This window comes from Halobacillus sp. AWH4_228 (genome assembly GCF_056158365.1).
Map to the genome: position 1 here is coordinate 1,575,052 of NZ_JBSWTE010000001.1, position 25,351 is coordinate 1,600,402.

At 46.7% G+C, this 25,351-nt stretch carries 31 protein-coding genes; 20 read left to right on the top strand and 11 right to left on the bottom strand.

Annotated features, from left to right (window positions below; genetic code table 11):
- The first annotated feature begins 16 nt into the window (after positions 1-16).
- Together mtnN and ACXADP_RS07780 are read left to right on the top strand one after the other, a co-directional pair.
- Positions 17-706 carry a 5'-methylthioadenosine/S-adenosylhomocysteine nucleosidase gene (gene mtnN, locus ACXADP_RS07775; RefSeq protein ID WP_474969057.1) on the top strand — a complete coding sequence of 230 codons (690 nt, stop codon included), beginning with the start codon at positions 17-19 and terminating at the stop codon, positions 704-706.
- A gap of 66 nt (positions 707-772) precedes the next feature.
- Positions 773-1,000, top strand: coding sequence for a YrhC family protein (locus tag ACXADP_RS07780; protein WP_474969056.1), 228 nt, complete (start codon positions 773-775; stop codon positions 998-1,000).
- 42 nt (positions 1,001-1,042) lie between these two features.
- On the opposite strand, the gene sigK is transcribed toward ACXADP_RS07780, so the two are convergent.
- From sigK to sda, 8 genes are all read right to left on the bottom strand, one after another.
- Positions 1,043-1,756, bottom strand: coding sequence for an RNA polymerase sporulation sigma factor SigK (gene sigK / locus ACXADP_RS07785; protein ID WP_027955319.1), 714 nt, complete (start codon positions 1,754-1,756; stop codon positions 1,043-1,045).
- 202 nt (positions 1,757-1,958) lie between these two features.
- Positions 1,959-2,345, bottom strand: a complete 387-nt coding sequence (mnhG, locus tag ACXADP_RS07790) for a monovalent cation/H(+) antiporter subunit G (RefSeq protein WP_474969055.1) — start codon at positions 2,343-2,345, stop codon at positions 1,959-1,961.
- Positions 2,326-2,637 (bottom strand): Na(+)/H(+) antiporter subunit F1, encoded by a 312-nt coding sequence (locus tag ACXADP_RS07795; RefSeq protein WP_474969054.1) that lies wholly within the window; start codon positions 2,635-2,637, stop codon positions 2,326-2,328. Before ACXADP_RS07795 ends, mnhG begins: the two co-directional genes overlap by 20 nt.
- The gene (locus ACXADP_RS07800; protein WP_474969053.1) at positions 2,638-3,114 is read right to left on the bottom strand and encodes a Na+/H+ antiporter subunit E; all 477 of its coding nucleotides are present in this window, start codon (positions 3,112-3,114) and stop codon (positions 2,638-2,640) included. It abuts the gene before it with no gap.
- 6 nt (positions 3,115-3,120) lie between these two features.
- Positions 3,121-4,605, bottom strand: a complete 1,485-nt coding sequence (locus ACXADP_RS07805) for a Na+/H+ antiporter subunit D (RefSeq protein WP_474971211.1) — start codon at positions 4,603-4,605, stop codon at positions 3,121-3,123.
- The gene (locus ACXADP_RS07810; RefSeq protein ID WP_027955324.1) at positions 4,598-4,936 is read right to left on the bottom strand and encodes a Na(+)/H(+) antiporter subunit C; all 339 of its coding nucleotides are present in this window, start codon (positions 4,934-4,936) and stop codon (positions 4,598-4,600) included. Before ACXADP_RS07810 ends, ACXADP_RS07805 begins: the two co-directional genes overlap by 8 nt.
- Before the next feature lie 2 nt (positions 4,937-4,938).
- The gene (locus ACXADP_RS07815) at positions 4,939-7,275 is read right to left on the bottom strand and encodes a Na+/H+ antiporter subunit A (protein WP_474971212.1); all 2,337 of its coding nucleotides are present in this window, start codon (positions 7,273-7,275) and stop codon (positions 4,939-4,941) included.
- Positions 7,276-7,533: 258 nt separating this feature from the next.
- Positions 7,534-7,701 (bottom strand): sporulation histidine kinase inhibitor Sda, encoded by a 168-nt coding sequence (gene sda / locus ACXADP_RS07820; RefSeq protein WP_474969050.1) that lies wholly within the window; start codon positions 7,699-7,701, stop codon positions 7,534-7,536.
- Positions 7,702-7,936: 235 nt separating this feature from the next.
- On the opposite strand from sda, the gene ACXADP_RS07825 reads away from it, so the two are divergent.
- The 8 genes from ACXADP_RS07825 to ACXADP_RS07860 are packed head-to-tail and all read left to right on the top strand — an operon-like array spanning position 7,937 to position 13,047.
- Positions 7,937-8,545, top strand: a complete 609-nt coding sequence (locus tag ACXADP_RS07825) for a YqeG family HAD IIIA-type phosphatase (protein WP_474970420.1) — start codon at positions 7,937-7,939, stop codon at positions 8,543-8,545.
- Positions 8,545-9,645, top strand: a complete 1,101-nt coding sequence (gene yqeH, locus ACXADP_RS07830) for a ribosome biogenesis GTPase YqeH (protein ID WP_474969049.1) — start codon at positions 8,545-8,547, stop codon at positions 9,643-9,645. The genes ACXADP_RS07825 and yqeH overlap by 1 nt, the downstream gene beginning before the upstream one ends.
- Before the next feature lie 11 nt (positions 9,646-9,656).
- A complete protein-coding gene (gene aroE, locus ACXADP_RS07835; protein ID WP_474971213.1) occupies positions 9,657-10,493 on the top strand; it encodes a shikimate dehydrogenase in 837 nt (278 codons plus the stop codon).
- 1 nt (position 10,494) lies between these two features.
- Positions 10,495-10,785 (top strand): ribosome assembly RNA-binding protein YhbY, encoded by a 291-nt coding sequence (gene yhbY / locus ACXADP_RS07840; RefSeq protein ID WP_474969047.1) that lies wholly within the window; start codon positions 10,495-10,497, stop codon positions 10,783-10,785.
- Between the two features lie 14 nt (positions 10,786-10,799).
- Complete coding sequence (locus ACXADP_RS07845; RefSeq protein ID WP_474969046.1) at positions 10,800-11,372, top strand: nicotinate-nucleotide adenylyltransferase; 573 nt, start codon at positions 10,800-10,802, stop codon at positions 11,370-11,372.
- On the top strand, positions 11,356-11,916 hold the full coding sequence (gene yqeK, locus ACXADP_RS07850) for a bis(5'-nucleosyl)-tetraphosphatase (symmetrical) YqeK (RefSeq protein ID WP_474969045.1): 561 nt from the start codon (positions 11,356-11,358) through the stop codon (positions 11,914-11,916). Before ACXADP_RS07845 ends, yqeK begins: the two co-directional genes overlap by 17 nt.
- A gap of 47 nt (positions 11,917-11,963) precedes the next feature.
- Positions 11,964-12,317, top strand: coding sequence for a ribosome silencing factor (gene rsfS / locus ACXADP_RS07855; RefSeq protein ID WP_027955332.1), 354 nt, complete (start codon positions 11,964-11,966; stop codon positions 12,315-12,317).
- Between the two features lies 1 nt (position 12,318).
- Entirely contained in the window at positions 12,319-13,047 is a 729-nt protein-coding gene (locus tag ACXADP_RS07860; RefSeq protein WP_474971214.1) for a class I SAM-dependent DNA methyltransferase, read from the top strand.
- Between the two features lie 79 nt (positions 13,048-13,126).
- Here ACXADP_RS07860 and comER read toward each other — a convergent pair whose 3' ends face one another.
- A complete protein-coding gene (gene comER, locus ACXADP_RS07865; RefSeq protein ID WP_474969043.1) occupies positions 13,127-13,936 on the bottom strand; it encodes a late competence protein ComER in 810 nt (269 codons plus the stop codon).
- A gap of 77 nt (positions 13,937-14,013) precedes the next feature.
- Here comER and ACXADP_RS07870 point away from each other — a divergent pair, with 77 nt between their 5' ends.
- From ACXADP_RS07870 to ACXADP_RS07885, 4 genes are all read left to right on the top strand, one after another.
- Positions 14,014-14,583 carry a helix-hairpin-helix domain-containing protein gene (locus tag ACXADP_RS07870; protein WP_474969042.1) on the top strand — a complete coding sequence of 190 codons (570 nt, stop codon included), beginning with the start codon at positions 14,014-14,016 and terminating at the stop codon, positions 14,581-14,583.
- A gap of 57 nt (positions 14,584-14,640) precedes the next feature.
- A complete protein-coding gene (locus ACXADP_RS07875; protein ID WP_474969041.1) occupies positions 14,641-15,198 on the top strand; it encodes a ComE operon protein 2 in 558 nt (185 codons plus the stop codon).
- A gap of 86 nt (positions 15,199-15,284) precedes the next feature.
- Positions 15,285-15,872 (top strand): ComEC/Rec2 family competence protein, encoded by a 588-nt coding sequence (locus ACXADP_RS07880; RefSeq protein WP_474971215.1) that lies wholly within the window; start codon positions 15,285-15,287, stop codon positions 15,870-15,872.
- A complete protein-coding gene (locus ACXADP_RS07885) occupies positions 15,829-17,457 on the top strand; it encodes a DNA internalization-related competence protein ComEC/Rec2 (protein ID WP_474971216.1) in 1,629 nt (542 codons plus the stop codon). The genes ACXADP_RS07880 and ACXADP_RS07885 overlap by 44 nt, the downstream gene beginning before the upstream one ends.
- A gap of 40 nt (positions 17,458-17,497) precedes the next feature.
- Here the strand turns inward: ACXADP_RS07885 and ACXADP_RS07890 are convergent, their stop codons facing one another.
- Positions 17,498-17,632, bottom strand: a complete 135-nt coding sequence (locus ACXADP_RS07890; protein ID WP_027955338.1) for a YqzM family protein — start codon at positions 17,630-17,632, stop codon at positions 17,498-17,500.
- A gap of 346 nt (positions 17,633-17,978) precedes the next feature.
- On the opposite strand from ACXADP_RS07890, the gene holA reads away from it, so the two are divergent.
- A complete protein-coding gene (holA, locus tag ACXADP_RS07895) occupies positions 17,979-19,007 on the top strand; it encodes a DNA polymerase III subunit delta (RefSeq protein ID WP_474971217.1) in 1,029 nt (342 codons plus the stop codon).
- Positions 19,008-19,106: 99 nt separating this feature from the next.
- On the opposite strand, the gene rpsT is transcribed toward holA, so the two are convergent.
- Positions 19,107-19,367 carry a 30S ribosomal protein S20 gene (gene rpsT, locus ACXADP_RS07900; RefSeq protein WP_027955339.1) on the bottom strand — a complete coding sequence of 87 codons (261 nt, stop codon included), beginning with the start codon at positions 19,365-19,367 and terminating at the stop codon, positions 19,107-19,109.
- 160 nt (positions 19,368-19,527) lie between these two features.
- Between rpsT and gpr the strand changes: the two genes are divergently transcribed.
- From gpr to hemW, 5 genes are all read left to right on the top strand, one after another.
- Positions 19,528-20,613 (top strand): GPR endopeptidase, encoded by a 1,086-nt coding sequence (gene gpr, locus ACXADP_RS07905; protein ID WP_474969038.1) that lies wholly within the window; start codon positions 19,528-19,530, stop codon positions 20,611-20,613.
- A gap of 84 nt (positions 20,614-20,697) precedes the next feature.
- Positions 20,698-21,852: a stage II sporulation protein P gene (spoIIP, locus tag ACXADP_RS07910; RefSeq protein ID WP_474969037.1), complete on the top strand. Its 1,155-nt coding sequence runs from the start codon at positions 20,698-20,700 to the stop codon at positions 21,850-21,852.
- A 12-nt stretch (positions 21,853-21,864) separates the two neighbouring features.
- Positions 21,865-22,185 (top strand): hypothetical protein, encoded by a 321-nt coding sequence (locus ACXADP_RS07915; RefSeq protein ID WP_474969036.1) that lies wholly within the window; start codon positions 21,865-21,867, stop codon positions 22,183-22,185.
- Positions 22,186-22,278: 93 nt separating this feature from the next.
- Positions 22,279-24,093 carry a translation elongation factor 4 gene (gene lepA, locus ACXADP_RS07920; RefSeq protein ID WP_474969035.1) on the top strand — a complete coding sequence of 605 codons (1,815 nt, stop codon included), beginning with the start codon at positions 22,279-22,281 and terminating at the stop codon, positions 24,091-24,093.
- 73 nt (positions 24,094-24,166) lie between these two features.
- A complete protein-coding gene (hemW, locus tag ACXADP_RS07925) occupies positions 24,167-25,306 on the top strand; it encodes a radical SAM family heme chaperone HemW (protein ID WP_474971218.1) in 1,140 nt (379 codons plus the stop codon).
- Positions 25,307-25,351: the final 45 nt, after the last annotated feature.

The window sequence follows — 25,351 nt, forward strand, 5'->3', positions numbered from 1 at the left end:
AAAGGACGTATGGATGATGGCGATTGGAATTATTGGAGCAATGGATGAGGAAGTCGAACGCCTGCAGGCGGAAATGACGGATAAGGTAGAAAAAGAAACGGCTGGGAGCTTGTTTATCGAAGGCATGCTGCGAGGGAAGAAAGTCGTTCTCCTTAAATCAGGAATCGGCAAAGTAAACGCAGCTGTTTCGACAACCATTCTGCATGAGCAGTATGAGATTGAAAGTGTCATCAATACCGGATCCGCGGGTGGTTTCGCTGAAGACCTGGAAGTCGGAGATATTGTCGTATCTGACTTTGTTACGCATCACGATGTTGACGTAACAGCTTTCAAGTACGCCTACGGCCAGGTGCCTGGTATGCCGGCGATGTATGAGGCGGACACTGTCCTGGTGGAAAAAGCGATGAAGGCGGTCGGGAGCACAAATGCCCGTGCGGCCAAAGGGATTATTGCGACCGGTGATTCCTTCATGCAGGATCCGGAGAAGGTGGCTTTCGTCAGAGACCGCTTTCCTGAAATGATCGCTGCCGAAATGGAAGCGGCAGCCATCGCTCAGGTTTGCTACAAATACGGCACACCCTTTGTCGTGCTGCGTGCGTTATCCGACATAGCGGGAAAAGAGTCTTCCATTTCCTTTGATCAGTTTCTACCTGTTGCTGCCGAAAATGCAGCACAGATGATCATGACGATGATCGAAGCCGATTGACAGCCTTTTCCACCTTTTTTGATACCTCCATTATGATACGATGATGGAAATCGGGAGGTGGAGGAGTTGGCATCAAGAGAAGCTTCATCCGTGAAATTAAAAGACTATCAAAGATTTGTTTTGACACTCATCATTTTAAGCGCTTATCTTTATGCAGGAGCGTTAATCAGTCTGTATGTGTATGAATCCCGGGCTCATTTATATATGTATCCTGTTATATCCGCTTCATCAGCGGCTGCCTTTTTCATGATTCTTAAAATGAAAAAGTGGAAACAGCAGTCGGTCGGGGAATAAATACCGAAAAAGCTTCATTGACTATTGTCAATGAAGCTTTTTTTATGAAAGGCCTCCCTGCTTACTCTGCTTATAAAATTCATGAAAAATCTTCATTAATGCCCTTTTTTCAATACGGGAGACATAGCTTCTTGATATCCCAAGTTCCTTGGCAATCTCCCTCTGTGTCTTCTCCTCTGTTTGATTCAGTCCATATCTGAAGATGATCACCTCTTTTTCCCGATCATCAAGCACATTAATAAAATCCTTGATCTTTTCAAGCTCCATGTGAAGCTGGATTTCCTCAACGATGTCGGTGACATCTGCCTGCAGAATATCGAGGAGGTTGAGTTCATTCCCTTCCTTGTCGTGTCCGATCGGATCCTGAAGGGAAACATCCTTGCTCATTTTCTTCGTGGATCTGAGGTGCATTAAAATTTCATTTTCGATACACCGGGCGGCATAAGTGGCCAGTTTTGTTCCTTTTCCAGTCGAGTAGCTTTCAATCCCCTTGATCAGTCCTATCGTACCAATCGAGATCAAGTCCTCGAAATCTTCCTTCGTATTCTCGAACTTCTTGACGATGTGTGCCACAAGACGGAGGTTATGTTCGATCAGTTTGTTCCGTGCCTCATGACTGCCCTCGGCCATCAACTGGAGCTGCTTGGCTTCTTCTTCCGGTGAGAGGGGGTTGGGGAAGGCCTGGTTTTTTACATAGGACATGAAAAAGAGGGACTCTTTGAAAAAATAAAGGATCGAAGCAATCAGACTGCTCATGGATGCACCTCCTCATGAATTAGGCAACTGCCTATCTCATGTGTATGTAGAGAAAAGGGGCTCCGTGCTTGTCTGCAATTAAAAATAAAAGGCATAACGAAGGAGATGAGGAAGATCTTCATGATAAAGAAAAACCCGTGCGGTGTTTGAAACTCGCACGGGTTTTGACGTATAAAAACGTTTGTCTACGCTTTTTAATTCTTTATGAATCCTGAGCCTGGTTTTTTCGTTCCTTTTCCAGATCTTCTGCATAATCATCCTGCACACTTTTATCCCATAGGGGCACGCCGGCCCGGTAGGCGGCTCTCGAAATCATATGACCGGATACAGGGGCGGTCAGAAGGACAAAGAAGATTCCAAGCAGCAGTTTCCCGCTGACGATTCCATTCTCTACATAGAGAAAGAGGAATGCACCGATCATTATGCCGGCCACTCCGAGTGTAGAACTCTTTGTAGCCGCATGGAGACGGGTATAGACATCGGGGAACCGAAGAATCCCAATGGACCCTGAAACAAGGAAAAAGGCACCGCTCAGCAGGAATAGACAAATGACAATATCAAAGATGAGGTTAATCCACGTCCCGCTCAATAATAACACCCTTTTCTAAGAATTTCGCCAGAGCTACTGTTCCGATAAACAGGAGAATTCCGATCAGCAGCACGACGTCATTGAATTTGGTTGTCACAAGCAGGACGGCAATCAGCCCTGCGAGGGCCATTAAATTAATTCCGATGGTATCCAGAGCAACGGCCCGGTCCGGGTTTGTCGGACCGAGAATCGCTCTGTAAAGAAGAAGGATGACAGATGCAGCAACCGCTACAATGGCGATGATGGCTGAAGTTTCAATCAGTGTCTGTGTTGTATCTAAAACAGCCTCCATTTAACGTGTCACCTCCATGATTTGTTTTTCAAATGAATTCTTAATATCATTAATGCTTTCCTGTACGTCGGGAATATCCATCGCATGAATATAAATCTTTGTATGGTCCTCACTGACTACAACAGACAGCGTTCCAGGGGTCAATGTAATCAGGTTGGCAAGCAGCGTAATTTCAAAATTCGTTTTTACATCAATGGGAAGGGCGAAAATCCCCGGCTGCATATCCTGCTTCGGTTTGTACACATATTTCAGTATATCCAGGTTGGACAGGATCAGCTCCCGTACAAACAGGAGAATCAGCTGGACAAACTTCCACGTCCGTTTCATGTAAAAGGAATCAGGGACGAAACGACGTAAGAGAAACAGAAGAATAATCCCGAGAATATAGCCGACAAGAAAAGAGGTGAATGTGTAACTTTCACTCAGGAACATCCACATGATGGCGATAATGATGTTCAGTACAATTTGTAATGGCATCGGCTTCTACTCCTTTAATACAGAATCAATGTAGATTTCCGGATCCATTAAGTATTGGGCGATGGACTCCACTACGGGGAAGAACCATTCAGCGCCAACGCCTAACAGCACGGAAAGCGTTAATAGAAATACAGCCGGGTAAACCATACGGCTGCCTTTTTCTTTCCGATCCGGCCGAGGGATATCGGTCTTGTCTCCCCAGAATCCTCTGATGAAAATACGAATCATCGAGAATAGAATCAACAGACTCGACATCAACGCCACAATGACTATCATAACTTCTTCCTGCCCAACAGCTCCCCGGATCAACTGCAGCTTGCCGATAAATCCGCTGAACGGAGGTATTCCGGCCAGAACAAGAGAAGCAAGGAACATCATCCAGCCGAGTAAAGGATAGTGGTGGATCAAGCCACCCATTTTTCTTAAATCCGATGTGCCGGCCACATATACCGTGGCACCGGCCAGGATGAAGAGGGCGGCTTTAATAATCATGTCATGAATAAGGTAATACACCGTACCACTTAGAGAAACTTCAGAGAAGATCCCGATCCCCATCAGCATGAACCCGACAGCTGGAATGATGTTATACGCAACAATCAGCTTCACGTTGTACGTGGATAAAGCGCCGATCACACCGAAGATCATTGTCAGTGCGGCGAGGTAGATGAACAAGGTATGCGTCATATCCACCTGCTGATTGAACATAAGTGTGAAGGTCCGCAGGATAGAGTAGATTCCGACCTTCGTCAGCAGCGCTCCAAAGAGTGCAGAAACGACGGCATTCGGTGCTGAATAAGGTCTTGGAAGCCAGTAGTACAGCGGGAATACGGCTGCTTTTGTAGCAAAAACGAAAAACAGCAGAATGCCAATGGTTGTTAAGATCCCCTGCTGTTCGACTTCCTGCACACGCTGGGCAATCTGCGCCATGTTGACGGTTCCCACAACAGAGTAGAGAAAGCTGATCGTTGTAACAAACAGCATGGAAGAAAACAGGTTGATTAAGACGTACTTAATCGATTCCCGAAGCTGGGCTTTTCCATTCCCGAGAACGATCAATCCGTACGAAGCCATCAATAGAACTTCAAAGAAAACGAAGAGGTTGAATAAGTCTCCGGTAAGGAAGGCTCCACTGACTCCTGCAATCAGCAGGAAGAAAAAGCTGTAAAAATAGAAGGACTCTTCTTTTTCTGTTAAAGACTTCGGAGCGAAAAATACGGCCGCCACACCAATGATATTGGTGGTCAGAACGAGGACGGCTGCTAATAAATCACCGACAAGAACAATTCCGAACGGTGCTTCCCAGCTTCCGACCTCAAGGACGATGGTCCCCTGACTGCGGATGGTCATAAAGACGTACCCAACCACAATCAGGTTGATCACCGCTGTAATCTGGGAAAAGGAGCGGACCAGTTTTGTTTTCTTGTGTATAAAGGCAGTTATGATTCCTGCCAAAAGCGGCAGCAGAATCGGCAGTATAGCTAAATTACTCATAGTCGTTACCCCTCAGTTGCTCCATATTATCCGTACCATTGATTTTAGCGGCACGATAGGCAAGGACCAGCAGAAGGCTGGTGACCCCAAAGCTGATAACAATGGACGTCAAAATCAAAGCCTGTGGGAGCGGATCTGTGTACTTCTCGATTCCTTCTGTCAGAACCGGGGGTGCCCCCCGTTTCAGCTCTCCCATTGTAAGAATGAACAAGTGGGCTCCATGGGAAATGAGCCCCGTTCCAATAATGATTCTCAGCAATTGTTTTTGAAGGAGGTTATACACGCCGGTGGTGAATAAAATACCGGCTAATACAGCCATAATGAATTCCATTGTTATTCATCCTCCTTCGGTTTCTTTAATCGGATTAATCCGTAAATGGCCATGGCGGCGATTCCGAGAACGACGATTTCAAACAACGTATCGAGACCACGGAAGTCAACAAGAATGACGTTGACGATGTTATCTCCGCCTCCAAGCTTATAGGAGTTCTTAACGAAGTATTCGGCGATGGAATCAAACCATTTACTGCTGTGGGCAGAGATGGCAACCATTGTCATGAGTGCCCCGAAGCCGACAGAGATAATCACGTTAAGAACCTGCGTGCTCATCGGCTGATTTTTCTTCTTCAGCTTAGGAAGGTGATAGAACACAAGCAGGAATAGAGCTACTGTTACGGTTTCCACGATGAGCTGAGTCAAGGCCAGGTCAGGAGCCCTGTAAAGGACGAACAGCATGGAAAGTCCGTATCCAACGACTCCCAGAATTAAAATGGCCGCGATCCGGTTGTTGGTCAGGGCTGTACCGATGGCTGCCAAGACCATAGTGACAGCTACAGCAATTTCAGGTGCGGTGATTCTGGATAAGTTGGACGTATCCACGGTAAATCCGCCGGTCAGAGCCATAAAGGCAAAGCTGACGATTAAGATGGCCGCAAGAATCAAGCGGACATAGCGCCCGAGCGATCCGTTCATATATCCTTTGGTGATGACTCCGGAATACCTCTCTGTCCGATCGACAAGCCCATCATAAAACTTGTTCAGATTCAAACGTCCAGGCAGGAAATTGTACACCGGTGACCAAACCTTCCTTGATATGGCCAGGATTGCACCGAAAACCACAACGGTTAAGGACATGACAAACGGCGGGATAATACCGTGCCAGAATGTAATATGTTTTTCATCAAGGGTTGTGCCTTTAACGGCCTCCGCCGCATGGGCGATGAACGATCCGTTCACAAGGAACGGGAATAAACCGATAATGATCACACCAGCGACCAGAATTATCGGAGATACAAGCATTCCGATTGGAGCCTCGTGTGGTTTTTTCGGAAGCTGATCAATCTTCGCACGTCCTCGGAAGGTGCCGAAGAAGAAATACATGGAATAGACGAATGTGAAAATGCTTCCCAGAACAGCCAGGTAAGGAATCACACTCATCATAAAACCAGAGAAACCAGCGGCTGATGCTTCCAGGTGAAGGGAAGATTCAAAGAACATTTCTTTACTATAGAAGCCGTTTAGGAACGGCAGCGGGACACCGGCCATAGAGAATGAGGCAAAAACAGCCAGCGTCGCTGTGATCGGCAGATAAGTCATCAAGCCGCCAAGACGGCGGATATCCCTTGTCCCTGTTTCATGGTCAATGATTCCGGCAACCATGAAGAGGCTCCCTTTAAAGGTAGCGTGGTTCAAAATATGGAATACTGCGCCAAACACGGCGGCTTTCGTTCCGAAACCGAGCATCGCCATAATCATTCCCAATTGACTGATGGTGGAAAAGGCGAGAATTCCTTTCAAGTCTGTCTGACGGACAGCCATATAAGATCCCCAGCATAATGTAACAATCCCAGCTGTGGACACAATAATGAAGAACCATTCACTGGAAGATAACATCGGAGAGTACCTGGCAACTAAATAAATCCCTGCTTTAACCATGGTTGCTGAGTGAAGATAAGCACTGACAGGCGTCGGTGCCTCCATGGCATCAGGGAGCCAGATGTGGAAAGGAAACTGTGCGGATTTCGTGAAAGCCCCTAAGAGAAGCAGACTTAAAATCAGCGGGAAGTATTCACTGTTTAAAACCAGCTGCTGCTGATCAATCATTGCTCGGATACTTGTTGTATTCGTTAACACACTCATGTAAATCAACGCACCCAGCAGGCTCAAGCCCCCGAACACGGTGATCAGCATGGATTTAAGTGCACCATACCGAGATTCCTGTTTATAATTCCAAAAACCGATTAACAGGAAAGAAGACAATGACGTAAATTCCCAGAAGCTGTACAGGGCAAATACGTTGTCGGAGAGAACGACACCGAGCATCGATCCCATGAAAATAAGAAAATACACGTAGAAATGGCCCAGCTGCTCAGATTTATGTAGATAGTAAATCGAGTAGAAAGCCACTAAGGCACCGATTCCACTGATAAGAAGAACAAACAGCAGACTCAGGCCATCCAGGTGGAAAACCATGTTGATCCCAAGCGAGGGAATCCATGAGTATTCCTGGACGACAGGTTCAAAACCTGTTCCGATATGACGTACAAAGTAAATAAAAATGACCACAGGCACAAGTGTTACAAAAAAGCCCGGGTGCAGCTTTTCTTTCCATCTGCTTAAGAATGGAATGAAAACAGCAAGAATAAAAGGCAGTAATACGGCCACCAGCATGCGGATAATTCCTCCTTTGGCTATGTTTCATCTATTTGGTTCGTATAGGGATGATGACAGCCTTGTATCCATTCAATTGTAATCAAAAAAACGGTCATTATTCAACTGTAGCATACCAGCAGCAGCATGTTGTAGACTTATTTTAGTCTTTCCTTATAAATAAGAAGAGACACATCAATAATAAAAATAAAAAAACACAAAAAAACATTCATTCTCCAGAGAGAAACGAATGTTTACGATGAAGCTTGTTTATTTTATCTACCCGACGCGGGGAATCGTTTTTTCCAATTGGTTCTGAATGGCTCTTTTTTTGATTTCATTACTGATCTGTTCGACAAATTCTTCGGAAAGATTGAGTTCAATAGCTTTGTGGTAAGATTGTATAAGCAGGGAATCCGATAATTGCTTCATACCGCTGTCACTCATGTGACAGTCACCTCCCGTTTTCTTAATCTCTCAACGTCCGTCTTTGAATGTATGTTTACCTTACCATGACCCGAAATTTGCCACAATATAGAAGTTATCTACAAGAAAATGTAGATAACTAATTGAAAAAACCATCTAGGTTTAGTGATAACAAAGAAGTTACTGTGTGGAAAATGTGTATAAACTTATCCACAGCCCGGTTTTGTCGGTAAATGTCGAACGAATTTTGTTCTTAATGGAAGACCTTTTGAAACATAATGAAATTTTGTATATGATGGTGAAGGAGATTTTGCCGTTGTATAAGAGATGGAGTGAGTTGATGTTAAATAATTTTCTGCCTGATGAACACGTTCCAAGTGTATTTGATATAGATCCACAGGAACTCAAGGACAAAGGAATCAAAGGTGTTATCACAGATCTGGATAATACGCTGGTAGCCTGGGATGTTCCTGATGCTACCGAAGAAATTCAGGCATGGTTTAAAAAGATGAACAGTCATGGAATTCAGGTGACCATCGCTTCAAACAATAATGAAGCGCGTGTGAAATTGTTTTCGGAGCCTTTGGATGCCACTTTTATTCACAGCGCCCGGAAGCCCCTGTCCAAAGCGTTCAAGAAAGCACGAAAGCAGATGAATTTAAATAAGAACGAGGTTGCTGTTATCGGTGACCAGCTTCTCACAGATGTTCTTGGAGGCAACTCTGCAGGTTACCATACCATTCTCGTCGTACCGATCGTCGAAACAGACGGATTTGTTACCCGTTTTAACCGGAAGATTGAGCGGCGGATTTTAAACTGGATGAGAAGAAAAGGGAAAATTACATGGCAGAGGAGAGATGGATAATGGCAGAGATTCAATGCCAGGGATGCGGAGCGGACATACAGACAACAAACCCTGAACAACCGGGTTACGCCCCCGCTTCCGCTTTAAATCGGGAGGACATCATTTGCAAGCGGTGCTTCCGGCTGAAACATTATAACGAGGTGCAGGATGTGCCGTATCAGGATGATGATTTCCTGGAGATGCTCAATCAGATCAATGGGACGAAAAGCCTTGTCATCCAGCTGATTGATATTTTTGATTTCAATGGAAGTTTTATTCCAGGTTTGAAACGACTGACCGGGAATAATCCTGTTCTTCTTGTAGGGAATAAGATGGACGTGCTGCCAAAGTCAGTGAACCATAACAAGGTGAAGCACTGGCTGAAGCGATCCGCCAGGGAAAATGGTTTGGAAGTCGAGGATGTGTTCCTGATTTCTGCTGAAAAAAACCAGGGTGTCGAAGAATTATCAAGAGCCGTAGAGGATTACCGTAACGGAAAAGATGTTTATGTAGTAGGGACGACGAACGTAGGAAAATCAACGTTCATCAACACCCTCATTTCCAACACATCAGGAGTGAAGGATGCGATTACGACTTCTTACTTCCCGGGAACGACTCTTGGATTCATCGATATCCCGCTGGATGAGCAGAGTTCTATGTTCGATACACCCGGGGTGATCCACCGTCATCAGATGGCCCACTACGTGTCGGATAAAGACTTGAAATTGATTACACCCCGCAAAGAAGTGAAGCCGAAGGTCTATCAGCTGAATGAACAACAGACTCTGTTTATCGGTGGACTGGCCAGGCTTGATTTTGAAAAAGGGGAGCGTTCGTCCTTTATCGGTTATTTCTCCAATGAACTCCACATTCACCGGACGAAAATGGAAAAAGCCGATGACTTGTATAAAAATCATTTAGGGGAGCTTCTAACACCACCGGATCAGGATACAAAAGAGAAGCTGCCTCCTTTGAAAGCCCAGACGTTGAAAATTACGGAGCCTAAGACAGATATCGTATTTTCGGGACTGGGATGGATCACTGTTCCAGAAGGAGATGTCACAGTAACGGCTCACGTGCCGGAAGGTGTGAAAGTATCCCTTCGTTCATCACTCATTTAGGGGGAGATTTTTTGTTTACATTCGGCTTGGCAGGATTTCCGGTCGGACACTCGCTGTCTCCATGGATTCATGAACAATTGATGGAACAGACGGGGGTTGAAGGAAAATATCACCTGTTCGAAATCACACCGGAAGATTTCGATGAGCAGATCGATCAGATCAAAAAACAGCAGCTGGATGGTTTCAACGTGACGGTTCCTTATAAGGAGAAGATCATTCCATATCTTGACGGAATCGACGCGAGTGCCGAGCAGCTGGGTGCTGTGAATACAGTCAAGCGGACATCTGATGGCTGGATCGGCTATAATACAGATGGAACAGGGTTTCTGCATTCGCTTCAGGCACGTTTTCCAGATCTTTTTCATCAGAAAATCAACGTTCTGCTTCTTGGAAGCGGAGGAGCGGCCAGAGGGATCTTTGCCGCGCTGATGGACCAGGCAGAGGTTAAGGTCGATGTAGCGAACCGGACGATCAGCAGAGCGGAGGCTATGATTACTGAAACCGGTGGTGACCACGCTGCCAGAGCAGTTACCATTGAGGAAGCTGAACAAGCAGCCGGGGGATATGATTTAATTATCCAAACCACCACGGTAGGCATGAGCCCGAATGATGATACATCCATTATGCCGCTTCAAAATATCAAGGAAGGTGCGGTGGTCAGTGATATTGTCTACCGGCCGGTGATGACGAGCTTCTTAAAAGAAGCGGAAGAAAAAGGAGCCCGTCTGCATTTTGGCCATGAAATGCTGCTGCAGCAGGCGGTTTATGCCTTCCAAATCTGGACGGATCTTCATCCTGAAGCGCATCCGCTCCTTGAAAAGTTCGAACGAAAGTTGAAAGGGGAATAACATGTTAACAAGTAAACAGAAAAAGCATTTGCGTGCGGCTTCCCACCAGGTGCAGCCGATTTTTCAGGTTGGTAAAGCAGGGGTCAATGAAAATATGACGACACAGATCAATGAGGCCCTTGAAAAGCGTGAATTGATCAAGGTCAGCATTCTGCAGAACTGTCTGGAAGAACCCGCATCTGTAGCAGAAGAAATTGTAGATGCTACAGATGCCCATATCGTACAAGTGATCGGAAGCACGATCATCCTGTATAAAGAATCTAAAGAAAATAAGCAGATTGAGCTGCCGTAAAGCAGGATGCCCTTATGAAAAAAATCGGCATCCTCGGCGGAACGTTTGATCCACCCCATTATGGACATTTGTTAATGGCTGAATACTGCCGGGAGGATATGGGGCTGGATGAAGTCTGGTTTATGCCGTCCTATATCCCCCCTCATAAAAAAGAATCACAGACAGATGCTGACCTTCGTCTGGAGATGGTAGAACGGGCGATTGCCGGTCATCCGGATTTTCGTTTGTGTGATATCGAACTTGTTCGAAAGGGAACGTCTTATACCTATGACACGCTGACACTTTTGAATAACGAATACCCGGATCACCATTTTTTCTTTATCATAGGTGGAGATATGGTACAAAATCTGCCGCAATGGTATAAAATAAATGAACTGAAAACCATTGTGGATTTTGTCGGAGTGAAGCGGCCGGGGTATGAGTGGAATCCGGAAGCCGGTGTTCATTATGTAGAGATCCCCGGTGTCGATGTTTCCTCCACCATGATCAGGGAAAAACTTAAAGATGGAAAAGGTGTCCGTTACCTCGTACCGGAAGCGGTGAATTCTTATATAAAGGAGCATCACCTCTATGGAAATGACTCGTGAACAAGCGTTGGAGTACGTCAAACCTTTTCTTAAACAAGAGCGTTTTGACCACACTGTCAGAGTCGCTGATGAGGCAGTCATCCTCGCTGAGCGCTTTGGCGCTGATGTAAAAAAGGCAGCCCTTGCCGGTGCCCTCCATGATTATGCCAAGTACAAGGACAGGGGCTTGATGAGGCGTTGGATTGAAAGCGACAGACGTCTGCCTAAAGATCTTCTTGATTATCATCATGAGCTTTGGCACGGCCCTGTTGGAGCCCTGATGCTGGAACAGGAAATTCATTTGACAGATCCCGAGGTTTCCAGTGCAGTATCCTGTCATACGACAGGAAAGAAACAGATGAGCCTTTTGGATAAAGTTGTATTTTTAGCGGATTACATTGAACCCGGTCGGAACTTCCCCGGAGTTGATGAAGTCCGTAAAACGGCGGAAACGGATTTGGATCAAGCCTGTCTCCTTGCATTAAAAAACACCATTGTATTTTTGGTCGGCAAGGGAAGGACCGTTTATCCGGACACGTTTCATGCCTATAATGATTTATTATAATCAGAAAGAGACCCAAAGAGATATAGGATGAATAAGGGAGGAAACTCATGGAAAGCAGAGAATTAGTAACACTGGCCGCACAGGCCTGTGATGAAAAAAGAGCTCAGGATATCGTCGTATTGGATATGGCGGATGTATCGTTAATCGCGGATTACTTCGTGATTTGTGAAGGATCCAATGAAAGACAGGTACAGGCTATTGCCAGAGAAGTAAAGGCTCAGGCTGAAGAGAATGGTATGGAAGTGAAACGTATGGAAGGTTTTGAGCAGGCCCGCTGGGTGTTGATTGATCTGAACGGTGTCGTGTGTCACATCTTCCATAAAGATGAACGTCATTATTACAACCTGGAAAGACTCTGGGGAGACGCAGACACGGTGTTCGTTGAGGGCTTGGAAAACTAATATGAGTTACAAGGACATGGCACGGGTGTACGATCGTCTGATGGAAGACGCTCCATACAGCAGCTGGGTGACATTCACCAGAAATCAAATGCAGCACCACAATGTGACTGGGAGCAGGATTCTTGATGTCGGCTGCGGGACAGGTGAGATCACTCATAGACTGGATCAGGAAGGATTTCAAATGACAGGTGTGGACTTGTCGGAGGAGATGCTTGCTGTCGCCCAGCAGAAAAATCCCCGTTCCTCCATCCAATGGTTGAAACAGGATATGACCGAGCTTGAACTTCCTATGGCTTTTGATGCGGTCATCAGTTATTGTGATGTTTTTAACTATCTGCAGGAACCAGGGCAGGTAAAAGCGGCGTTCACCAGTATTTATACTTCTCTGGAAAAGGGCGGGCTGTTTTTATTTGACGTTCACTCTATAGAGCATATTCAGAGGGACCTGAGTGGTTCCACCTTCGCAGAGGTGTATGATGATTTGTCCTATGTATGGTTTTGTGATCCCGGTGAAAAGGACAACAGCATCGTTCACGACTTGACCTTCTTTATCGAGGAAGGTTCCAGTTATCACCGATTTGATGAGGTTCATTACCAACAGGGGTTTGAGCTTCACGATCTTAAAGCGTGGCTGGAGGCCGCCGGCTTCAGCTTCCGGGGAGTCTATGCAGACTTTAGTACAGAACCCGGTGCTGAAGGAGACCGCTGGTTGATTGCTTGTACAAAATAGGGAAGAGTCCGATTGGAAAATCGGACTCTTTTTTTATCCTATCCGGCAGGAATTCGTCAAGTAATGTCGAATAATAAAATTACAAGTGAATGTGTTTTTTATCCTCCTGATGTTTCCTCTGTGTGGCTTCGAACATCTTCTGGAATAATGGCCCGATATGATCCTCCAGAGCCTGAAGGCCCTCGCCGGTCACCCCGCCTTTGACAGTCACTTTCTCCATGAGTTCTTCCAATGTCATAACCCGCCTTGAAAGCAGTTCTCCAAGTCCTGTCATCATATTTTCTGTTAAGACCGCAGCCTTTTCCTTTGGCATGCCGGCGACATCTCCGGCCGCTTTGATCCATTGACTCAGCAGAAAACTGATGAATGCCGGGCCGCAGGATACGATGTCAGAGGCTGCCCGGATATATTCTTCTTCAATTTCCACCGGAGTCGATATGTGAGAGAAGGCCTTATGAAGGGCCGATTGGTAGGTTTCGCTCGTTTTTTCTCCGAAAGTCATTAAGCTGACGCCGGCAAGAGCGTGGTTCGTTATGGACGGCACCACCCGGGCGACTTCACAGGGCACAGCTTTCTCAAGCTGGTCCACAGCGATCGGAGAGGTGATGGAAACAAGACATTGATCTTTTTTCCACTTTCCTTTGAGTTGGTCGAGTATCTCCTTATAGTGATGCGGTTTCACACAAATGAAAAGGATATCGCTGTTCTGCTGCGTTTCCAGAATCGTATCGGCGACAGTAATTGACCCCAATTCTTCTTTTAACGCTTCCGCCTTTGTTTTTGTTCTATTGTAAATCGTTAATTGATCGCTGCGCACGGCTCCGCTTTTGATCAGTGATGTTGTAAGCATGCTCCCCATATTTCCGGTTCCGATGATTCCCCATCTCATTGGAATCCCTCCCTTAATGGTTACCTATACAATAGTATTCCGAGAGTAAAGTTTTATGAAAGAAGGGCGGACGATTCATGATCAAACGATACGGATGGATAGGAATGGTTGTTCTTCTGCTTGTACTCGTTTACAGGCAGGTACAGCCGGATGCAGATGTCGAAAACACGGTTGTTACTGAAGAAGAGCAGGTCCAGGTCATGGCTGAAGGGGAGGTTTCCAGTGATGAAATTGTGGTCGACGTAAAAGGAGAGGTCTTACGTCCGGGCGTTTACTCCATGAAGGGTGGGGCAAGGGTGGATGATGTCATCGCGAAGGCAGGGGGAATGACGAAGGAGGCTGACCCTCGGAGCGTCAACCTCGCCCAGGTCCTGCAGGATGAAATGGTTGTGCTCGTGACAGAGGCGGCTGCAGAGGGGGAAGACACTTCCCAGTCATCAAGTATGGATACGGCCAGAATAAGGGTGAATCAGGCTTCTATGGAGGAAATCCAGACATTGAACGGCATCGGGCCGTCAAAAGCCGAAAGTATCATCAAATACAGGGAAGAGCATGGTCCGTTTGGATCTGTCGAGGAACTGCTCGATGTACCCGGAATCGGAGAGAAAACATTAGACCAGCTGAAGGAATATATCGCTGTTCCATAACGTTGACGGTAGGACATACAGCAAGTAAACTTAATGAAAAAACAGGGGGATACATAGATGGAACGAATCACGTGGAACCAATATTTTATGGCACAGAGTTACCTGTTGAAATCCAGAAGCACCTGTCAGAGGCTTGCCGTAGGAGCTGTCATTGTCCGGGATAAGCGTATGATAGCCGGCGGTTATAACGGGAGTGTGAGCGGCGGAGTGCATTGTATTGATGAAGGATGCTATGTCGTAGGCGGCCATTGTGTCCGGACGATTCATGCTGAAATGAATGCACTGCTTCAGTGTTCAAAATTTGGCGTAGCTGCAGACGGGGCGGAGGTCTATGTTACTCACTTCCCCTGCGTCCACTGTACGAAGGCATTAATACAGGCGGGAATTAGAGCGGTTTATTATGGGGAGGATTATAAAAATGATCCATATGCTGTCGAGCTTTTCCAACAGGCCGGTGTCCGGATGAAAAAGGTACCACTGGAAATTCCTCCCATGCAGACGGAGCAGCGGGACCTTGTCGGCCGGCTTATTGAGAAACTGGAAGAGTCCCGGGATCCTGAAGTGGAACAGTTAAGGGAATTAGCCGGCCATTACTTCTCCCTTCACGAAAAATGAACGCCTGTACCGGCCGGTGGCACCTCCCCGTCCTTGCTTTTGCATCGGGCGGGGTTCTGGCCTCCCTGGAAGAGGATGCCGTTTATGTGTTTGCGGTTTTGATATCCGTTGTCCTTTTCGGTTACCGCACCCATCTCCATCAATTTCTTCTCCTTTGTATGCTCCTCGCTGCTGGTTTTATCTACCTTGCCCCTCAGTCTCCTCTGACACAAAAAGAAAGCAGTGAATCATGGACCGGTGTTATTGATTCAGAAGTGAAGGAAACCTCCTATGCTGTGCAGTTCCTTATGAAAGATGCAGACGGCATCAAAAGGCAGGTCCGTATTTTGAAAAGTGATCCTGATGAGCAGGTACCTGTGTTCCACCATGGATCTGTCTGCACGGTTTCCGGTGTGACAGGCCCGTTTGATTCTGCCCGGAACCCGGGTGCATTTGATTATGCGGCGTATATGTACACGCAGGGTGTCCTTGCGGAGATGGTGGTGCAGGATCACTCAGATACAGCGTGCGAGGGAAGGTCCCGGTTCAGTTATCTGTATGAATGGCGGACACATCTTCTGAAAAAGGTCCAGCGTCAGTTGGATCCTGAATCGTACGGCTGGGTGAAAGCGCTGGTCTTTGGAGAGAAAGATGCTGTCCCCCGAAGATATCATCAAGTGGTTTCAAGCGTATAACCTTTCTCATATCCTCGCTATTTCAGGACTGCACGCCGGACTGCTGGCCGGAGGAGTCTATGTCTCTCTTTACCGGTCCGGCCTGGCAACAAAAAGGCAGGCCCGCATCTTTCTGTTCATCTTTCTCCCATCATATACAATCCTCGCCGGCGCCGCGCCATCGGTCATACGGGCTTGTGCTATGGCCCTGATCGTCCTTGTCACTTCGATGTTTAACCGCCGGATCCCATTGTCGGATGTCATTGCCTGGACAGCAGGTTTCCTGCTCGTTTGGAATCCTGATTACCTGCATCAGGTGGGCTTTCAATTTTCCTTCCTTGTCACCTTCAGCCTTATCCTTTCTGCACCTGTGTTGAAGAAGGCATCTGGTCTTTGGCAGCAGACGATGATCATCAGTCTCATCTGTCTGCTGGCCATCCTCCCTCTTCAAATCCACTATTTTTACGAATTTCAACCCCTGTCCCTTTTCGTAAATGTGGCGGTGGTCCCCTATTTTTCCTTCTTCGTCATTCCGGTGTCCTTCCTTTTGTTTCTTGCTGTGCTCATTTTTCCTGGTTCTGTCACTTATAGGTTTTCCTCGATATTTTCTGATCTTCACCAGCGTGTCCTTTCAACAGTTATGGAAGTGGGAGGTTTGCTGGACTTTCCCTGGGTCATTGGGGAACTGGCTGTTTCAGCGATCCTTGTGTTTATGGTCTTGTTTGTCAGGATGATGCTTCATTGGTGCAGAGAACAACATGGGAAGACTCTTTTGTTCGGCGCTGCGTGTGTGGGTGTGCTTATGGTTTATGCTTCCCTTCCTTACTTGTCATCGAAAGGGACTGTGACAATGCTCGATGTTGGTCAGGGGGACAGCTTTATCATTGAACTGCCTTACAGGAAAGGTGTATGGATGATTGATGCTGCGGGGCCACCTGTTTTCATGGAAGATAAGGCCGAGACGGCGGAAACCATTATTGTCCCTTTCTTGAAATCCAGAGGCATCCATACGGTTGATACCCTTCTCATTACTCATGAGGATAGTGATCATGATGGAAGTGTTCCATACCTGCTCCAACACCATAATGTGAATCGTCTGGTGACGTCACCTTTTAATCCTGTCCAGTATAAAGGGGTGGAGCAGCTAAGGGTGGAGGCAGGAGACCTGTTGAAGGGCGGCGGTCTTGAAATGCGTGTCCGGCATCCGGCAGAAAACAAGGGAGATGCGAATGACAATTCCCTCGTGGTGGATTTCGATCTTGGTGGGAAGAAGTGGATGTTCGCTGGAGATATCTCAGCCCCCGTTGAGAAACAGCTGCTTCAAGGGTCTATGGCTGTTCGTGCCGATGTCTTGAAGGCAGCTCACCACGGCAGTAACACATCTTCAAGTGAGGAATGGCTGGAGCGGGTGGATGCTGACGTGGTATGGATATCTGCAGGCGTCGATAATCGTTACGGTCACCCGCACGAAGAAGTACTGAAAAGACTGATGGATCAGGAGACGGTCATTCTCCGGACAGATCAATCCGGGGCTGTCACCTATAATTTTTATGAAGATGATGGAACGTTTTCTACTTTTCTTCCGTATAATGCAAGCAGAAAATAAAAAAAGACTGCTTCATAAGCAGCCTTCCGGAATTGCACCATTATTGACCGACCACAGAAAATACAACCCCGATTGCGAAAATAATGAAGAAGAAGACAAATGAGAAGACAAATCCCAATCCGGAATCAATGACATCATTCGTTTTGGATTGAATATCATTCTTGAACTCGTTCATATTACCCCTCCTATATCAATTACTAAGTATAGTCCATTTACAGCCAAAAATCTACATGGTGTGAAAAGGATTTCTAAAATTATCCTGGATTCATACGTTTGCCACAGCTAGCAAGACTTGTCACAGATAATTCTTCCCCAGGCGGTCAAACTAAACGCAAGAGACGAACAACATCGTCCTCTTCAAAAGCACCCGGGGCTTTTGAAATGGCGTTTATATAGATGGTTCATACGGCATGCTCACGTCACTTTTTGACAGATCTTGAAAAGGACAATAAAATAGTGACACTGAGCTCCCTCTCAGGAGGGTGCCGTATTCTTTTTTTATAAGAAAGGACAACCACTGTATGGCCAAGCTGAATCAATCACAGGTGTACTTACTATATGGAGTAGAGCCGTATCTGATACAAGAGAATAAAGATAAAATCATTAAGCAGGCGTTAAAGAAAGAAGACCGCGAATTTAATGTATCCCAGTACGACCTGGAGGAAATCCCTGTCGAGGATGTTATCACAGATGCGGAAACCTTTCCGTTTCTTGGGGATGGGAAAGTGGTGATCGCTGCCAGTCCTGTCTTCTTAAAGGCGAAACCGGACAAGCTTTCCTTTGAGCATGATGTGGATAGGCTGCTGAATTATATACAAAATCCAGCAGAATACACGACACTGATCCTCATCGCTCCGTATGAAAAACTGGACGAACGGAAAAAGCTTTTCAAGGAATTGAAAAAACATGGCGAGGTCATCCACTGTGAGCCTGTGAAAGAATGGAATATGGATAAGTGGATTTCAAGTCTCGCGCGGGATTTACATATTACCGTGCCGGAGGATATTTATGAAATGTTCACACAGGAAATTGGCGCGAACCTGATGGCTTTGAGGAATGAAATGGAAAAGCTTGCCCTTTATGTAGGGGAAGGCGGCGTTGTTACGAAAGAAGTGGCAGAGCAGCTCCTTTCGCACAGTGCGGAAGCATCCGGACTCAAACTCGTCGATGCTGTGATGGAAAGGGACCTTGGAAGAGCGATCCGGATTTATAAGGATCTTGAGAAAGTCAACGAAGAGCCGATTGCGCTGACAGCCCTTCTTTCCTCCCAGTTCCGCATCATCAATCAAGCGAAAGTGCTTAAACAAAAGGGTTATGCCCAGAACCAGATGAAAACGTATATTAAAGCACATCCCTACGTCATAAAAATGGCATTGAAAAGAGAGCGGTTTTTCACGAACCAGGAACTGAACCAAATCATGAATGAACTTGCGGAGACGGATTATAATCTGAAGCAGGGGAAAATGGAAAAAGCGCTCGCTTTTGAAATGCTCCTGTACGGGTTGATCCACATTAAACAGCAGGCGGCTGATGAAAAAGCGACGATATAAAACAAAGAAGCCCTCCGGCAGCAGGCCGGGGGGCTTCCTTCATGTAAAAACGACCCATTCAATAGAAGGATCGTCTGTTGGTCATAAATTACGATTTAATTATAGTGCGTTAACTAATTTAGTTAGGCGGGATTTTTTACGGTTTCCTGTGTTTTGAGGCAGGGCGCCGCGTTGAACAGCTTTGTCAATTTTCTTAACAGCTGTAGGAAGCACTTCTTTCGCGTTTTCTACATCTTTAGCTTCAACAAGCTTTTCTACACGTTTAACCGCCGTACGCATGTCAGATTTGAATGCTGCGTTAAGAGCGCGGGCATCATCGTTTACACGTACACGTTTTTTCGCTGATTTAATGTTAGGCATGGTTTCACCTCCTAGGTAAAAACAAAAGACTCATTCATATCGAACAAGAGACATTCTACCAGAGCAGCGAGGTGTTTTCAATACTTATCTCATTCCTTATCCGATCATCTGCATAGATTTCTTCTGCTTGGGAGAACATTTGAATAAGGAGGCTGACGATATGGAAGAACGATTACACTACTCCATCCGCACGGATCTGGCGCTTGAAGCGCAGGAAATGAATGTTAAGGATGATCCGTCATCCTCAGACAGCGACGGGGTGGAAGTTCATGAAAATAAGAAAAATGATATTACCATTACGTATGTGACCGTAGATGAAGCGGGGGCAGAAAGAATTGGTAAAAAACCAGGGCACTATGTGACGTTGGAATCCCTGGCCATCCGCAAACAGGATAAGGAACTCCAGGAAAACCTGGCAGAAACGATGTCGGTTCAATTGAGAAAATTAATGGGAGCGTGCGGCATCAAAGATATGGACAGAGGTCTGATTGTCGGGCTCGGAAATCATAATGTAACCCCGGATGCCCTTGGTCCGCTTGTGACCGAAGATGTCTATGTGACCAGTCATCTGTTTGAACTGCACCCAGAAACCGTTGCGGAGGGGTGGCGCCCGGTTTCTGCCGTTACACCGGGGGTCATGGGGGTCACAGGGATAGAGACGAGTGATATGGTCCATGGGATTATCGAGGAGATCAAGCCTGATTTTGTCCTCGTTATTGACGCCCTGGCCTCGAGGTCCATCAACCGGATTAATGCGACCATTCAATTGTCGGATACAGGCATTCATCCAGGATCCGGTGTCGGAAACAAACGAAAGGAAATCAGCCGGGAAACGTACGGCATTCCTGTCATCTCTATAGGTGTCCCCACAGTTGTGGATGCCGTTACCATTACGAGTGATACGATTGACTATGTTCTCAAGCACTTTGGACGTGAATGGAGGGAAAAAGACCGTCCCTCCAACGCATTGTCACCAGCCCTCAATCCATTTGAGAGAAAAACACTGACAGAAGAAGATCATCCTGACGACGAACAAAGCCAGGCGGTGATGGGCATGTTCGGTCAGCTTGAGGCAAACGAGAAAAAGCAGTTGATCAAGGAAGTCCTGACTCCTCTTGGTCACAATTTGATGGTCACTCCGAAAGAAGTCGACAGTTTTATCAAGGATATGGCCTGTGTCATTGCTGCCGGTATCAACGGCGCGCTTCACTCCGGAGTAGAAGACGGCCGGCTGGAGTCATACTGAAATAGAAAAAATGATAGAGACCGGTTCTATGAAATTCCTCTTTCTCATACCATTTACTAGATGTGTATGAGAGGAGGATTTTTTATGTCCCGTTACCCGGACAAGTGGAAGAAGGCGGACAAAAATATAGTAAAGCGCGGGACCCGGTGGGTGGTTCTGAGTGTCACGATCCTGATTCTATTATTCATTGGTATCGGTGTACTTACCGGTGCGAAAACGACCTACCGGCTGTATTCCGATACGATACAGGAGTGGACGGCGAAGTTGAAAGGCGGATCCTTCATCTACCTGTTTGAAATGGAAAACCGTGTGTTTAAGGATGCACATCCAGAGGGAAATCGGATCCCTGGTCTCACCTCCCTCTCTTTTCAATTGCTGACAAGTCTGACTCCCAATGACCCGCGAAGCCTGCTTGGCAGAGAGATTCCCGGGTTATCTTCCTACAACAGTCAGATTATTATTGCCGGGCAGGGGACGGACTTTTCTACACTGCCGATTGAATCAGAGCCACCGCTTGAAGTAGAGGATCGTGGAGAAGAAGGGGACATCGAGGAACAGCAGGATTCTGGTACAGATCAGGAAGCTGAACCGGCTGGCGAAGACTCTGTCTATATTTACCATACGCACAACACGGAATCCTTTTATCCTCATCTTCCAGACGAAACGACCGTGTACGATGGGAAAGTGAATATAACCCTTGTGGGCGACCGCTTAGGACAGAGTCTGGAAAGAAGAGGGGTTGGGACGGTGGTGGATAAAACAGATGTAGCCGCTCTCCGTAGTGAGAATGGTATGGAGTACTACCAGTCCTATGATGCTGTCCGTCCGGTTGTGGAGGAGGCAGTAAGCTCCAACGGTTCGTTGACCTACTTCTTCGATCTTCACAGGGACAGTCTTGGAAGGGAGCACACAACGACAACGATCGATGGAAAGGATTACGCCCGTTTCGCTTTTGTCATCGGTGCGGAGCATCCTGGTTATGAGAAGAACCTGGCCTTTGCAACCACCCTTCATAACAAGCTGGAGGAAACGTATCCGGGCATCAGCCGCGGAGTCATTACGAAAAAAGGATCAGGCGTCGATGGCGTCTACAATCAGGATATCAATCCCAATGCCATACTTATTGAGTTCGGTGGTGTTTATAATAATCTGGATGAATTGTACCGTTCAGCGGATATCATGGCTGAAGTGTTCAGTGATTATTACTTTGACGAACAAAAAGTAACGACAGAACCATAAGGAGGGACGATCATGAAGGGACTGGCCGGTCTGATCATCCTGTTCGGCGTCTTTATTGCCGGCGCTTTGTATGGCATTGAGAAGAACAATGAAACGTTTGATGAGGCCGTGCCTGTCCATCAGGAACGTGTGGAGGAGGAAAAAGCAGCAAGCGAGCAGACTTCCTCTCAAACAACAAAACAAATTCCCTCGGATGAAAAAGACTGCCACCCCTCTTTTCAAGAAGAAGACGTCCCTTGGATTACCCGTCTCGCTGCAGGGATCGGGGAAGGAGTGGCGGTCACGTTCAACGTTATGATCGTCGTGGCTTCGGAAATCATACAGGCAGGATGACACGTCCTGCTTTTCTATGCCATTGAATAATCCGGGGGTTACTGCTATAATCAACCTAGATATTTGTGTCGAATTCAGTAGGAGTGATTTAAGTTGACAGCACAAAACAAACAGGAGAGGGTCCGGAACTTTTCGATTATTGCCCATATCGACCACGGGAAATCGACATTGGCGGACCGTATCCTAGAAAAAACAAAAGCCTTAACCCAGCGTGAAATGAAAGAGCAGTTCCTTGATGCTATGGATCTGGAACGTGAGCGCGGGATTACGATTAAACTGAACGCCGTTCAATTGAATTATGAAGCGAATGACGGTTTGGATTATACGTTTCACCTGATTGATACACCGGGCCACGTCGATTTTACATATGAGGTTTCCCGAAGTCTTGCTGCCTGCGAAGGGGCGATCCTCGTCGTCGACGCTGCACAGGGAATCGAAGCCCAGACACTGGCGAACGTGTATCTGGCGTTGGAAAACGATTTGGAGATCATCCCGGTCATTAACAAAATCGACCTTCCTGGTGCGGATCCTGATCGGATTAAACAGGAAATCGAAGACGTGATCGGTATTGATGCATCCGATGCGATCCTTGCTTCAGCTAAAGAGGGCGTCGGCATTGATGAAATTCTGGAGCGTATCGTGACCGACATTCCTGCACCGGAGGGCGGGGTCAAAGATCCGACGAAAGCGTTGATCTTTGATTCCCTTTATGATTCCTACCGCGGTGTCGTTGCCTATGTCTGTGTCCGCGAGGGCTCTATTAAAATGGGCGACAAAATAAAAATGATGGCAACAGGCAAAGAGTTTGAAGTGAATGAACTCGGTGTCTTCCGTCCGACTCCGACTCATAAAAAAGAACTGACAGTCGGTGATGTCGGTTACTTGACCGCCTCCATTAAAAACATTGGAGACAGCCGTGTGGGTGACACGATTACTCTGGCCTCCAACCCCGCAGCTGAACCGCTGCCGGGCTACAAGCGTATGAATCCGATGGTATTCTGTGGGATGTATCCGGTGGACGCCAGTAAATATAACGATCTTCGTGATGCCCTGGAGCGTCTCGAACTGAACGATTCCTCCCTGCAGTTCGAAGCAGAGACCTCCCAGGCGCTTGGGTTTGGTTTCCGCTGTGGATTCCTCGGAATGCTGCACATGGAAATCATCCAGGAACGGATCGAACGCGAATATAAAATCGACCTCATTACAACGGCTCCGAGCGTGATTTATAAGGTTACGACGACAGACGGTTCTGAAATGAATGTCGATAACCCATCCATGATGCCTGATAACCAGACATTGGATGAGGTGCAGGAGCCTTTTGTCAGAGCTACAATAATGGTTCCGAATGATTATGTCGGTCCGGTTATGGAGATCTGTCAGCGCAAGCGTGGAAACTTCATGGATATGCAGTATCTTGACGACAACCGTGTCAACATCGTGTATGAAATTCCATTGTCTGAAATTGTCTACGACTTCTTCGATTCCTTGAAGTCCCAGACGAAAGGATATGCCTCCTTTGATTATGAACTCATCGGCTACCGTGTTTCCAACCTTGTGAAAATGGATATCCTTCTGAACGGAGACACCATTGACGCGCTTTCCTTCATCGTGCACAGAGATTTTGCCTACGAGCGTGGAAAGCTGATTGCAGATAAGTTAAAAGAACTCATTCCGAGACAGCAGTTTGAGGTTCCGGTCCAGGCTGCAATCGGAAACAAAATCATCGCCCGTACGACGATCAAGGCGATGCGTAAAAACGTCCTTTCCAAATGTTACGGAGGAGATATCTCCCGTAAGCGTAAACTGCTTGAGAAGCAGAAGGAAGGGAAGAAGCGCATGAAGATGGTAGGCTCTGTGGAAGTCCCGCAGGAAGCCTTCATGTCTGTGCTTGATTTGAACGAAGACTAAACGAACAGACTTACTATAAAGACCGCAGGAGACTATTCTCTTGCGGTTTTCCTTATGAAAGGTGGAAACATCCATGAATATCCCATCCGCTTATATACACATTCCATTCTGTCAGCAGATCTGCCATTACTGCGACTTTACGAAGTTCTTTTACAATGAACGGCTGGCTGATGAATATCTAGAAGCATTGGAGAAAGAAATTCACACGTACATCCCGGGGGAGAAAGCCCGCGTGCGCACGATCTTTGTAGGTGGAGGAACGCCTACAGCCGTCAATCATAAGCAGTTGGAAAAGCTGCTGAAGATGATTGATGATCACTTTGATACCGCCTCGTGCGAAGAATATACATTCGAAGCGAACCCGGGGGACCTTGACGTGGAGAAGGTACGTCTGCTGAAAGCGTATGGAGTGGATCGGATCTCTCTCGGTGTCCAGGTTTTTGATGATGAAATGCTGGAAAAAATCGGACGCGTACACAAAGTCAAGGACGTCTATACGAATATTGACCGTCTCGTACAGGCGGGCCTTACCAATATAAGCATTGATTTAATGTATGCTCTTCCCGGCCAGACGGTGGAAGACTTCGAAAAAACGGTCGATGAAGCGGTCCAGTTCGGTCTGCCTCACTATTCGTCCTATTCACTGCAGATTGAACCGAAAACGATTTTTTATCAACGTTATAAAAAAGGGAAACTGACAAAGGCACCGGAAGAGGATGAGGCCGAGATGTATGAACTGCTGCAGCGTAAACTGTCTGCCGCCGGAGCCCATCAGTATGAGATCAGCAACTTCGCCCTTCCTGGGTTTGAAAGCAGACACAATCTGACATACTGGAATAACGAGTATTACTACGGAATCGGGGCCGGTGCCCATGGATATATGCCTGGAAAACGAACAATTAATATCCGCCCGCTTCCAGCCTATGTAAAAAAGGCGGGAGAAGACGGAAAGCCGGTTCTTCACGAAGAACCCATCACAACCAAGGAAGAAATGGAAGAAGAGATGTTCCTTGGTTTGAGAAAAACGCAGGGTGTATCCATAGAGCGTTTCTACGAAAAATACCAGAAGCCGATGGATTATATTTTCGGTGACGCACTCGGGACATTGAAAAACAGGCAGCTGATTCAGGAAAACAACGGGTTTATCCAGCTTACACCACGGGGAAGAATCCTTGGGAATGAAGTGTTCCAGGAATTCCTTCTGGACGAATGAAAAATTGATGGTTTTCCGTTGACATCACCGAACCCTTTTGATAAT